The sequence below is a fragment of the Lentzea sp. HUAS12 genome (assembly GCF_024125735.1).
Lineage (GTDB): Bacteria > Actinomycetota > Actinomycetes > Mycobacteriales > Pseudonocardiaceae > Lentzea > Lentzea albida.
The window spans coordinates 7,163,388-7,175,810 of sequence record NZ_CP099738.1; the positions used below are offsets into that span (position 1 = coordinate 7,163,388).

At 68.8% G+C, this 12,423-nt stretch carries 11 protein-coding genes; 4 read left to right on the top strand and 7 right to left on the bottom strand.

What is annotated here, in order from left to right; genetic code table 11:
* Nucleotides 1-74: 74 nt before the first annotated feature.
* From ND450_RS33140 to ND450_RS33150, 3 genes are all read left to right on the top strand, one after another.
* Nucleotides 75-761, top strand: a complete 687-nt coding sequence (locus ND450_RS33140; protein ID WP_253322270.1) for a DUF6802 family protein — start codon at nt 75-77, stop codon at nt 759-761.
* Between the two features lie 311 nt (nt 762-1,072).
* Nucleotides 1,073-2,884: a phosphoenolpyruvate carboxykinase (GTP) gene (locus ND450_RS33145; RefSeq protein WP_089918426.1), complete on the top strand. Its 1,812-nt coding sequence runs from the start codon at nt 1,073-1,075 to the stop codon at nt 2,882-2,884.
* A 74-nt stretch (nt 2,885-2,958) separates the two neighbouring features.
* Nucleotides 2,959-3,171, top strand: a complete 213-nt coding sequence (locus tag ND450_RS33150) for a hypothetical protein (RefSeq protein WP_253322271.1) — start codon at nt 2,959-2,961, stop codon at nt 3,169-3,171.
* A 286-nt stretch (nt 3,172-3,457) separates the two neighbouring features.
* On the opposite strand, the gene ND450_RS33155 is transcribed toward ND450_RS33150, so the two are convergent.
* The 5 genes from ND450_RS33155 to ND450_RS33175 all read right to left on the bottom strand — a co-directional run bounded on the left by ND450_RS33155 (nt 3,458) and on the right by ND450_RS33175 (nt 8,308).
* A complete protein-coding gene (locus tag ND450_RS33155) occupies nt 3,458-4,300 on the bottom strand; it encodes a septum formation family protein (RefSeq protein WP_253322272.1) in 843 nt (280 codons plus the stop codon).
* Entirely contained in the window at nt 4,297-5,544 is a 1,248-nt protein-coding gene (locus ND450_RS33160) for a hypothetical protein (protein ID WP_253322273.1), read from the bottom strand. Before ND450_RS33160 ends, ND450_RS33155 begins: the two co-directional genes overlap by 4 nt.
* A 71-nt stretch (nt 5,545-5,615) precedes the next feature.
* Nucleotides 5,616-7,250, bottom strand: coding sequence for a monocarboxylate uptake permease MctP (gene mctP / locus ND450_RS33165; protein ID WP_253322274.1), 1,635 nt, complete (start codon nt 7,248-7,250; stop codon nt 5,616-5,618).
* A complete protein-coding gene (locus tag ND450_RS33170; protein ID WP_253322275.1) occupies nt 7,250-7,516 on the bottom strand; it encodes a DUF3311 domain-containing protein in 267 nt (88 codons plus the stop codon). The genes mctP and ND450_RS33170 overlap by 1 nt, the downstream gene beginning before the upstream one ends.
* Nucleotides 7,517-7,621: 105 nt before the next feature.
* Entirely contained in the window at nt 7,622-8,308 is a 687-nt protein-coding gene (locus ND450_RS33175) for a GntR family transcriptional regulator (RefSeq protein ID WP_253322276.1), read from the bottom strand.
* A gap of 97 nt (nt 8,309-8,405) precedes the next feature.
* On the opposite strand from ND450_RS33175, the gene ND450_RS33180 reads away from it, so the two are divergent.
* Nucleotides 8,406-9,185, top strand: a complete 780-nt coding sequence (locus ND450_RS33180; RefSeq protein WP_253322277.1) for a LamB/YcsF family protein — start codon at nt 8,406-8,408, stop codon at nt 9,183-9,185.
* 140 nt (nt 9,186-9,325) lie between these two features.
* On the opposite strand, the gene ND450_RS33185 is transcribed toward ND450_RS33180, so the two are convergent.
* Both ND450_RS33185 and ND450_RS33190 read right to left on the bottom strand, forming a co-directional pair.
* Nucleotides 9,326-10,225, bottom strand: a complete 900-nt coding sequence (locus ND450_RS33185) for an ROK family protein (protein WP_253322278.1) — start codon at nt 10,223-10,225, stop codon at nt 9,326-9,328.
* Between the two features lie 11 nt (nt 10,226-10,236).
* Nucleotides 10,237-12,405 carry an NEW3 domain-containing protein gene (locus ND450_RS33190; protein ID WP_253322279.1) on the bottom strand — a complete coding sequence of 723 codons (2,169 nt, stop codon included), beginning with the start codon at nt 12,403-12,405 and terminating at the stop codon, nt 10,237-10,239.
* Nucleotides 12,406-12,423 lie beyond the last annotated feature (18 nt).

The following is a 12,423-nucleotide window of genomic DNA, read 5'->3' on the forward strand; positions in this document are numbered from 1 at the left end:
ACGGTTGGCGGCGGAACCAAACCGGCATAACGTGGGTCATACCGGTACATGAGCAGGTATGGAGGTGTGTCCCGGTGTACATCGACGAGAACGGTGCGGCCGACGCCGAGCTGAAGGTGACCGTCGAGGACGAGGAGTACACCGCCGACGTCACCTTCGACCTCGACCAGGACGGCGTGAACGACTCCGCCGTGGTCGAGACCGATGACGGCGGTCATCTCGCGTTCACCGACACGAACGGCGACGGCGACGCCGATCTGATGAGCACGTTCGACAAGGACGGCAATCTCCTGAGCCAGGCGCGGTTCGAGGAGAATTCCGGTGAGTGGGTGGCCGTCGACCCCAACGACTCGCAGCACGAAAAGACGAATTCGACTTCCAAACAGGCGATTGTCGTGGAGACCGACGACGGGGAGCGAAAGGTCGGTCCGGCCACCGAGGACACCGACGGGGACGGCAAGGCTGACACCGTTGTCGTCCGCGACGACGACGGCGACACGTGGTTGTTCACCGACAAGAACGGTGACGGCAAGGCCGACGTGGCGACCGAGATCACGCGGTCCGGCGAGGTCACGATGTCGGAACACCGAGGTGACGACTGGGTGGAGGTCGAGCACGGCCACATCGAGTCCGACGGCCGGTACGTGACCGACTCGAAGAGCGGCATTCTGGACGACTCGGACGAGTGGCTCGAGGAAGAACGCTTCGACGGCGTCGTCCGAATCGATTCCACAACGGGGCAGTGGATCAGCCCGAACTGAACCGTTAACTGAAGCGCAGGTCACAGGCCCCGGTGTGGTGAGAACCGCACCGGGGCCTCTTGTGTTTTTCCCACCGCCACGGGCGCTTAACGCCGTCCGAGTGCTGAATCGATTCCAGAATCGGTTTTGTGAGGGAACCGACAGGCTGGGGGTGCTTTACCTGCCATTCACCGGGCTAACCTCGGTCCATCCCCTTCCACGCACGCCCGGCCCCACCGGGCGTCTGGAGCTATTCCCGAGGACGACGAAGTCCTGCACCGGACCACCACGTGCTCGGGTTGCCGAGGCGTTCAGTCAGGAGACGAGACGAGATGACGGCAGTGACCATTCCCGGTCTCGAACAGGCACCTACCAACCACGCGCGCTTGCTCGCATGGGTTCAGGAAGTCGCTGAGCTGACCTGCCCCGACGAGGTTGTTTGGGCCGACGGGTCCCAGGGCGAATGGGACCGCCTCACCAAGAAGCTCGTGGACGCCGGCACGTTCGTGCCGCTCAAGAAGAAGCAGAACTCGTTCTGGGCCGCCTCGGACCCCAGCGACGTGGCCAGGGTCGAGGAGCGCACGTACATCTGTTCGGTGCGCGAGGAGGACTCGGGCGCGACGAACAACTGGATGGACCCTTCCGAGATGAAGGCCATCATGACCGAGCTCTACCGGGGCTGCATGCGTGGCCGCACGATGTACGTCATCCCGTTCTGCATGGGCCCGCTCGACGCGGAGAAGCCGATGCTCGGTGTGGAGATCACCGACTCGGAGTACGTCGTCGTCTCCATGCACATCATGACCCGCATGGGCACCAAGGCCCTCGCGGTCTTCGGTGACGACGCGGACTTCGTGCCGGCGCTGCACTCCCTCGGCGCTCCGCTCGAGCCCGGCCAGGAAGACGTGCAGTGGCCGTGCAACGAGACCAAGTACATCTCGCACTTCCCGGAGACCCGCGAGATCTGGAGCTTCGGCTCCGGCTACGGCGGCAACGCCCTGCTCGGCAAGAAGTGCTACTCGCTGCGCATCGCGTCCGTGATGGCGCGTGACGAGGGTTGGCTCGCCGAGCACATGCTGATCCTCAAGCTCACCTCGCCGGAGAACAAGGCGTACTACATCGCCGCCGCGTTCCCGTCGGCCTGCGGCAAGACGAACCTCGCCATGCTGGAGCCGACCATCCCCGGCTGGAAGGTCGAGACGCTCGGCGACGACATCGCCTGGATGCGCTTCGGTGAGGACGGCCGCCTGTACGCGGTGAACCCGGAGAACGGCTTCTTCGGCGTCGCGCCCGGCACCGACTACCACACCAACCCGAACGCGATGCGCACCATCGCCAAGGGCAACTCGCTGTTCACGAACGTCGCGCTGACCGACGACGGCGACATCTGGTGGGAGGGCATGGGCGAGCCCCCGGCCCACCTCACCTCGTGGAAGCACCAGGACTGGACGCCGGACAGCGAGGAGCTCTCCTCGCACCCGAACTCCCGTTACTGCACGCCGATCGAGCAGTGCGACATCAAGGCGCCCGAGTGGGACGACCCGAAGGGCGTGCCGATCAGCGCGATCTTCTTCGGCGGCCGTCGCGCCACGACGATCCCGCTGGTCACCGAGTCGCGCGACTGGCAGCACGGCACCTACATGGGCGCCACGCTGTCGTCGGAGACCACGGCCGCCGCGGTCGGCAAGACCGGCGTCGTCCGTCGCGACCCGATGGCGATGCTGCCGTTCATCGGCTACAACGCCGGCGACTACTTCCAGCACTGGGTCGACCTCGGCAAGCGCGCCGACGCCGACAAGCTGCCGAAGATCTTCTACGTCAACTGGTTCCGCCGCGGCGAGGACAAGCGCTTCCTGTGGCCCGGGTTCGGCGAGAACTCGCGCGTGCTGAAGTGGGCCATCGAGCGCCTCGAGGGCAAGGCCGCCGCGCAGGAGACGCCGATCGGGTACGTGCCGACCGCCGACGACCTGGACCTCGAGGGCCTGGACGCGTCGCGTGAGGACATCGAGGCCTCGCTGGCGTTCGACGCCGACGAGTGGCGTGCCGAGATCCCGCTGGTCGAGGAGTGGTTCGCCAAGATCGGCGAGAAGGTCCCGACCACGCTCCGCGACGAGCTGGCCGCCCTGAAGCAGCGCCTGGGCTAGTTCCCGGGTGTTCGCAGGAGCCCCATCGGTCAACGGCGACCGGTGGGGCTTCTTTTTGGGGTACTACTAGTCGTGTGAAGCAGGACGACTTCCTCGGCGGGCTGAACTACGACGGTTCGACGCGCGATGTGGAGGTCGGCCCGACGACGGGCATCGTGCGCTACTACCCGGTGCCACCACCCGCCGAGCCGACCCGCACGCCGTGGTGGCGCTACACGCTCGTGTTCGTCGTCGGTTTAGCGATCGGCGTGGTGGCCGGCGTGGTCCTGTGCAGCAATTTTCTCTGAATCAGCGCAGCTCATCGTCCACTTGGGACGAAGTTGTCCACACCTGTGGACGGGGTTGTGCACATGTTGTGGATAGCTGTGGACAAGCCTGGGGACTTCTCCATAGGTCGTGAAAACGGTCTTGCACCAGGAATGAACCTGGCCCCTTCCGGGAACGTCTTAGGTATGTGATGGCGGTCACAAAGATCGTCAACCGAGGCGGAAAGGGAGGTGTGCCGTGGGTATCGCGGGAATTGCGATGTTGGTGCTGTCCCTGGCCGCCGTGCTGATGGTCGTGATCGCCGGATCAGTTCGGGAGCGGGTTGTCCCGGATGCCGAGGAGGGTCCCGTTGAAGACCTTGGTGGCCTCCGCGTAGCAGACGGCGTTGGTCCAACCCTCTGACCAGGCCTGCGAACCGGGGTTGCGCCACGCCGGGAACACGTCCGTGCGCTTGCTCGACCCCAGGTAGTCGTGCACGGCCTTGGTGCACTTCTCGTTCGCGATGGAGTTCATCTGCTCCTTGGACGGAGCGGGGTCGGACGACTTGCCGAGCGACACGACACCGGCGGGCACGGCCTCGGCCAGGTGCGCGGTGTTGCACGCGACGACCTTGACCTCCTGGTCCTTCGACGGCGAGCCCTGGGTGCAGGTCTGGAACGTGCTGAAGCCGTTGCCCTTCAGGATCTCCTTGACGGATCCCTTGCGCGCCAGCGGCTTCTCGTCGGGGCTGATCTCCACGACGGTGCACAGGCGCCAGCGCTGGCCGTCCTTCCAGCCCTGCTCGTTCGGCCAGAACGCCCAGACCCGCAGGCGCGTCGAGTCCGCGTCGCCGCTGCCCAGGTACTCGCTGAGCGTCTGGCGGCACGGCGGCAGCGCGGCCTTGCGGAGCACCTGCGTGTCCGGGTAGGCCGACGGCAGGCCGGTCATCTCACCGACGCTCATGACCTCGGCCTCGTGCGAGTCGGTGCACTGCAGCACCTTCAGCTCGTAGGCGTTCATGCACTGCCCCGCTTTCGGCAGCGTGGGCGCGGAGGCGGAGGCCGTGGACGGCATCGGTCCCGGGACCGCCTGCCCTCCCACCTGGATCGCGCACGCGGACAGCGTCAGCGCGCTCAGGACAATTGCCACCGCCAGCCGCACACGAGTCACACCACAGAGACTAGGGCCTTCACTTGATCGGCGATGTCCCGACGCTGCTTTTCGAACGCGGCGTCGGTCAGCGCGGCCGGATCGGCGGGCTGCCCGAGCACCGGCGTGTGGAGGTGTCCGCCGAGGACGTTCGTTGCGCCGTAACCGATCCGCAGCCTGTTGGCCCGGTACATGCTCTCGTTGGAGAGGTAGTCACCGCCGCCTCCGGACGCCGCGACCCTGCCCGGAGTCGGCTGGTCCGTGCGGCACGACTGCTGCGAGCCGACGACGACCCACTCGCAGAAGGCCAGGTTGTAGTTCACGGCGAACGGGCCGGTGCCGGCGTCGATCATCTTCTGGAACGGCAGCGAGGTCTCGATGAACTCGTTCGTCGGCTGCGGCCAGCCCGGAGCGTTCGGGACGCTGCCGTAGGAGCCGACGTTGTTGTTGTCCGCGAAGCCACCGCGCCAGCGCGCCGCCCACCGCTCGACGTCGAAGCGGCCGGGCCTGCCCTGGCTGATCGTCACGAACGCGTCGGGCTTCTGCTGCAACGCCGTTCCGTAGAACTGCTCGACGACACCCTCGTCGAACGCGCCCCACAGCACCGGGAGCACCGCGGCCTGCAGCACGACCTTGCCGGTGGGCGTGTCGATCTCACGGCCGTCGAGTTGCAACGCCGCCGCGCCGGCCGGGTTCGCGCGCCGCACGTTCACGCCGGTCAGCTGGAACGGGTCGAAGCCGGTGACCGCGATCTTGCGCACGCCGGGCCTCGCGGGGAACTTGGCGTCGCTCAGACCGCGGGACGCCCAGTCGAACTTCTGGATGAGCGTCGCGCGGTCGTGGGGTGACAGGGTGAAGCGCGGCTTCCACTGGCGCAGCGCGGAACTGAGCTGCAGCCGAGCCCAGTAGAGCGGGCGGTCGTCGTAGGCGTCGTGCGCCTGAGGTGTTGTGCTCTGCGCACGGGCGACGGCGGCCTTCCACAGCGCGTTGCCCTCGCGTTCGACGAACTGCTGCGCCTGCCTCGGCAGGACCTGGCGGCACAGCTTCGCGGTGAAGTCCGTGACGCGGCCGTCGAACCCGGCCAGCTTCACGAGCGACGGGCCGACGGCGGGACCGCCGACGACGAGCACGTCGTCGAGCCGCTGCTCCTCGACGGTCAGTGCGGCGGTGGTGTCGTAGCAGTCGGCGTCCTGCGCGTGCGCGACGGCAGGGCTCAGGGTGACGGCGAGAGCGGTCAGTCCGACCAGTCCGGCGATGGTTTTCACGTAGACGATCCTCGACGCAAAGGGCCACCCGCCGTAACCGACGGGTGGCCCATAGTGTTGCCGACTGCGTCTCAGTGCGCAGCCACGGGCTTGACCCGCGGGTTGTCCTCGTCGACGTGGTAGTCCGACGGGTCGGTGTGGTCGACGCCGTTGGGGGACTTGGCCTTCTTCGCGATCAGCGTGACGATCACCGCGACGACCAGGTTGACCAGCAACGCGACGATGCCGACGTAGATCTGCGTCGTCGAGGCGCCGAACGGGTGCCACCCGAAGATCGAGATGTTGCCGAGCGGCAGCGCGGAACCGGCGAAGTGCGCCTTGCCCACGGCCGGGTTGCCGATGTTGTAGAGCAGCCACATGCCGTAGCCCATGCCCGCGACCCAGCCGGCGATCAGGCCGTACACGTGGAACCAGCGCGTGTAGAGCGCGATCGCGACCGCCGGGAGCGTCTGCAGGATCATGACGCCGCCGATGAGCTGCAGGTCGATGGAGAACTGCGGGTCGACGAACACGATGAACGCGACGGCGCCGAACTTCACCACCAGGGAGGCGAGCTTGGCCTGCTTGGCCTCCTCCGCCGGGGTGGCGTCCTTCTTCACGTACTCCTTGTAGACGTTGCGCGTCCACAGGTTCGCCGCCGCGATGGACATGATCGCCGCCGGCACCAGCGCGCCGATGCCGATGGCCGCGAACGCGATGCCCGCGAACCACGACGGGAAGTTCGCGCCGAAGAGCTCCGGGACGATCGTGTTGGTGTCGGGACGGCCGGTGGCCTGGTTGACGATCGGCTTGGTGCCCGCGCTGATCGCCACGAAACCGAGCAGCGCCAGCAGACCCAGCAGCAGCGAGTACGCCGGGAGCGCGACCATGTTGCGCTTGATGACGTTGCGGCCGCGGCTCGCGAGGATGCCGGTCAGCGAGTGCGGGTAGAGGAACAGCGCCAGTGCGGAACCGAGAGCCAGCGTGGCGTACTGCAGCTGGTTCGTGCCGGTCAGCAGGATGCCGTCGGCCTTGCTCGGCGTGGCGTCGAACTTGGCCTGCGCGTCGTTGAAGATCTCGCCCCAGCCGCCGAACTTCGAGGGCAGGTAGATGATCGCGACCAGGATCACCAGGTAGATCAGGATGTCCTTGACGAACGCGATCAGCGCCGGCGCCCGCAGACCCGACTGGTAGGTGTAGAGCGCGAGGATCAGGAACGCGATGAACAGCGGCAGGTGGCCGAGGATGCCGGAACCGTTGAGGCCCATGGACCGCAGCACCGCTTCGAGGCCGACGAGCTGCAGCGCGATGTACGGCATGGTCGCGACGATGCCGGTGACCGCGATGATCAGCGCCAGCCAGTGCGAGCCGTAGCGGCCCTTCACGAAGTCGGCGGGCGTGACGTAGCCGTGCACGCGGCTGACCGACCACATCCGCACCAGCGGCAGGAACACCAGCGGGTACAGGATGATCGTGTACGGCAGGGCGTAGAAGCCGAGCGCGCCCGCGCCGAACATCAGCGCCGGCACCGCGACGAAGGTGTAGGCGGTGTAGAGGTCACCGCCGACCAGGAACCACGTGATCCAACTGCCGAACTTGCGGCCGCCCAGACCCCACTCGTCGAGGTGGTCGAGCGTCTCGCCCTTCTGCCACCGCGCGGCCACGAAGCCCATGACCGTGACGAGCAGGAAGAGGACGCTGAAAACGATCAGCTCGGTCCACTGCATCAGTTCGCTCCCTCGTCCAGGTCGTCAACGCCGAGCTTGTCGGGCTTGCCGGTGACCACGGGCTCGTCCTTGGTCTTGACGTAGACGATCCCGACGCACGCGACGCCGAGCGGGACGAACAGGAACTGGTACCAGTAGAAGAACGGCAGCCCGAGGATCCGGGGCTCGTCGATGTTGAACCACGGCGTGATGAGCATGAACAACGGGAGTATCAGCAGCAGGTTCCAGTTGCTCCAGCGCAAGCCGGTCTTGTGGTCCGACGGCATGGTGGCCCTCCGTGTACGCGATGTTGCGCGGATGTTAGGCCTGATGAAGTGTGGCGTCAGCCTAGAGATTGCAATCGTTGTCTTCGGCTTAACGTTCTCTTTGGACTAATCCGCCGACAGACGGCTGGCGAGGTCTCGTTCGGCGGCGTCGAAGTACTCGTCGAGCTGCAGGACCGCCTGTTCCACAGTCCCCTTGTTCAACAATTCCACGATCCTGCGATTCCACGGCAGGTACGTCTGGTGGAAGGCGTCCATCTCGCGGGCGACGCGGAACGCGAGCATGAGCTCGGCGAAGAGCCGGTCGGACTCGTCGCTGAGCCGCGCGCTGCCCGCGAGGCCGACGATGCCGCGGTGGAACTGGATGTTGGCGGTGCCGGTCTTGCTGAAGTCGTTCTTCTCGGCCCTGGCCACGGCCTGGCGGACCGGCGCCCGCACGGCCTCCCGCCGGGCCTCGGTGACGTCGTTCCACAGGCGGAGGGCGCCGCACTCGATCGCGCGGCGGGCGGCGTAGAGGTCGCGGACGTCGTCGCTGGTGGGGCGGCGGACGAAGACGCCGCGGCTGTGCTCGTGCACCAGGATCCGGTCGCGGGTGAGCAGCCGAAACGCCTCGCGCAGCGTGTTGCGGCTGACGCCGAGCGCGCCGCCGATCGCTTCCTCGCTCAGGCGCAGGCCCGGTTCCAGCTCACCGTCGAGCACCCGCTCCCGCAGCATGTCGGCGACCTTCTGCGCGGTGCTGGCGCGCTCCAGGTCGGCCTTGCCCTGAGCCAGCGTCGACACCCACGTCTCGGTCACCTGAGAAGTCTATTTGCAGGATCGTTCGATTGCACTATCGTAGAATCGTTCAACAATCCTACAAGTCAACACATGCGCAGCTCGGGGGAGGACGGCCATGGACCTGAACGCGGACCTGGGCGAGGGCTTCGGCCACTGGACCCTGGGCGACGACAAGGCGCTGCTGGCGGTCGTCACCAGCGCGAACATCGCCTGCGGCCACCACGCGGGCGACCCGGACACGATGCGCGAGACCTGCGCCTCCGCCGCGTCGGCAGGAGTGGCCATAGGCGCCCACGTCGGCTACCGAGACCTACCGGGCTTCGGCCGCCGCTTCATCGACGTGGCTCCAGACACCCTCACGAACGAGGTCTTGGCCCAACTGGGCTCCCTGTCGACCTTCGCCCGCGCCGCAGGCACCCGCGTCTCGTACGTCAAACCACACGGCGCCCTCTACAACGCCCTGTTCCGCCACGAGGCCCAGGCAGACGCCGTGGTGGACGCGGTCCGCCTCTTCGACCCGACGCTGGCGGTCCTGGGAGCACCAGGCGCGGTGTGGCTGAAGCGAGCCGCGGTGGCGGGCCTGCGCGTGTGGCACGAGGCGTTCGCAGACCGCGCGTACACACCCTCGGGCGCCCTGGTCCCACGAGGCGAACCAGGCGCGGTACTACGCGACCCGGCCGAGATCGCAGCCCGCTGCGTGCAGCTGGCAACGGAGGGCTGGGTCCGCAGCGTCTCCGGCCGCCCGGTCCGCGTCCAGGCGGACTCGATCTGCGTGCACGGCGACACGCCAGGCGCGGTGGAGATCGCCCGCGCGGTCCGCGCGGCACTGGAGTCGGCGGGCGTGGCGGTGGCCCGCGTGGGGTCGCCGCTCCGCCACACGCGCCAGCCGGCCTGACCGCACCGCAACCGGCACCCGCGCACCGGAACCGGCGCGCCTCGCCACCCCAGCTTTACCGCGCACGCCGCCCAACCGCGCCCCGCAGCAGAGCGGCCCCTGCCGCCGACTCTTGTGGCAGCTTGGCGCACCTGCCGGCGTCAGCCCGCCTGACGCACCAGCGCCGCGGCCCCCACCAGCCCCGCCTCGCCACCCAACTCGGCGGCCCGGACCTCGAACCCGTCCAAGAACGACAACCCCGCGTGAGCCTTCAAGGTCCGCCGAACCGGCTCGAACAACAACTCCCCGGCCTGCGCCACCCCACCCCCGACCACGGCCAACTCGAGGTCGCACACCGCAGCCGCCCCGGCGATCGCCATCCCGACGGCCCGCCCGGCCCGCTCGAACGCGACCTGCGGGATCTCCTCACCGGCCAGAGCGGCAGCGGCCAGCAATGCCGCATCGGCGTGCTCCGGCGCCTGCCAGCCGGCGCGGCGGGCCCACGCCACCATGCGCGGTCCGCCCGCCACGGTCTCCGCGCACCCGCGACCGCCACACGTGCAGGGTTCGCCGTCGGGCTCCACCACGACGTGGCCGATGTGGCCCGCGTTGCCGGTGCGGCCGCCGAAGGGGCGTCCGTCCAGCACGAGGCCGCCGCCGACGCCGGTCGACACGACCAGGCCGACCATGAAGCCGCTGCCCTGGCCGGCGCCGCGCCAGTGTTCGCCCAGCGCCATGCACACGCCGTCGCCCGCCAGTTCCACCGGGACGCCGGGGAACAGGGAGGCGATCGAGGCGCGCAGCGGGAAGTTCTGCCACATCGGCACGTTGATCGGGGAGACGGTGCCGGTCGTGGTGTCGACGGGGCCCGCGGAGGCGATGCCCACGCCCGCCACGGCGGTGTCCTCGACCACGGACGCGATCACCGACACGACGGCGTCCCACGTGTCGGTGGGCGGCGTCGGCACGCGGGAGGACCGCACCACGACACCGGACGGGTCCACCAGGGCGGCGGCGATCTTGGTGCCGCCGAAGTCCAGTGCCAGCACCAGATCAGTCACGGTGGACCAGCTTAATCAGCCACTTCGAGGCGGATGGGCGCAGTGGTCCTGACGAGCGAGCCCGCCGTGACGCGGACCACGGCCGACCACCTGCCCGGCGTGGCCCACGGCGGTGCCTCGAAGGTGAAGTCGAGCGGCAGCCGGCCCTGCGCCGGGAGCAGGCCGCCCACGCAGAACGGGCCTACGAGCTCCCACGTCGGGCGCGGCGACAACAGACGTGCCTGCACGGGCAGGTCGCCGTGCGCGCCGGACGCCACGACGACCCGCACCAACGCCGACCCGCCCGGCCGCACCGAGACCGGAGAAGGCGTCGACGCCACCCACAGCACCTCGACGGGATCGTCGCCGTCCCACTCGGGCACCCCCAGCAACGCCACGTCGTACACCTCGAACGGCAGGCCCTCCAGCACCGCGCGCACCGGGTGGCAGCCGGGCGTGCGTGGAGCGACCAGCCGCACCTCCGCGGACACGTGGCCGCCCGCCGGCACCGACACCGGCATCGAGTCCCACGACGCCGACCACCCCGGCGGCAGCGAGAGCCGGACGACACCCGAGAACGCCTCACCGTCCGACACGACCACCACCCGCAGCAACGCGGGGCCGAGCACCTCGATGCGGACGTTCGCGGGCAGCCCGCCCAACGGTGCCGGCTCGTGCAGCCAATAGCGCGCGAACACCGGTGTCACCTCGGGCGACGCGGGTCCCAGCGCGGGGCCGGCCGACGTCAGCCGGGACGCGACGGACGGCAGCGTGCCGCACGAAGGCGACCGCGAGCCGAGCACGCCCACCAACGCGGACGGACCCAGGTGCCCGACCCCGTTCCACAGCACGACGGTCGTGGAGCCGACCATCTTCTCGCCGACCTCGCTGTGCCACACGCTGATCGGGCCGACGAGATGAGGCGCCTCCAGCACAGGACCGTCCACGGCGACGAGGGAGGCGATCGGGTCGTACGACAGCACGTAGTGAGTGGACGCGATCTCAGTGCCGTAGCCGCGCTTCCAGCCGTGGTCGACATCGTCCTCGACCAACGAGTAGGTGCGCCATCCGCGCGCTGGCACGTCACGCGCCAGGAACGTCACGGTGACACCGTCGACCAACGTGGGCAATACGACCCCGTCGGACTCGACGTGCACGTTGCGCGCGCACGGCAGGTGCACGGACACGATGTCGGTGCAAGCAGAGGCCGTCGGGTTCCACACGACCACCGAAGACTCCACAGTGGACGTCAACGCCCGCAAAGACCGCGACACCACCTCGGACTGCAGGTCGAAGGCCTCCCGAGGGTGCGCGACGGCAGCACGGGAGAGGGCGGCGACGGGAAACGCGGCCCCGGTCAGCCGACACGCGTGCGAAGCGAACACAGCAGCAGGCGAGTCGTCCTCCGCAACACGAGGTACGGGCACAGAGCCGCGGACGTAGTAGTCGCGCGGCAACGAACAGACGACCCGAGGCCAGGTGTAGCGCGCGCTCCAGTCGTGATGGATCGCCATCACCAACGGGTCAGGAGCCTCCCGGGCGTCCCCGACCGGCAACATCACGTGCGGCGCGGCGGCCCCGGCCCGCAGCCGCAGGAACGACGAGTAGACCGCCCGCGAGGCCTCGGCCAGCGAACCCCGCAGCGGCAACCCCGCTGGCAGCGAGGACAGCACCGGCTGCACACCGACCACAGTGGACTCGGCCCCGACGACCTCGACCCGCCCTTCGGCGACCAGCCGCAACAGCAGCGCGCGGTGCTCCGGGAACGTGTCCCAGTAGGGCTGCAACAACTCCACCGACGTCACGGCGAACCGGTACGCGCGGTCCGTCAGCGCCAGGTCCAGATGGGCCCGCAGAGCGGCGAACGGCGCATCGGCCGCAACGTGCCCGACGAGGTGCACGGTCCACCCCGGCGAGCCCACGACCAGCGAGAACGCGCAGGTCTCCTCGCCGGCCGAAGACCGCACCACGACCTGAGCGGGCAGCACGGCGCCAGGAGGGTGCTCGGAGACGTCAACGCCGAGCTCGTAGCCGAACGGCCCGTGCACCAGCGAACCGCCGTGCCGCGGCGAACGCAGCCCGGGCCCGGACACGTGCGCGTGCACCGGTCCCGTAAGAAGGGGCGCACTCAGCCGCACCACCTGCAGCAGCGCGGTCCGAGGCCCGACGAACAGCTCGGTCGACTCGGCGGCGATCACCACACGATCGCACCACTGTTC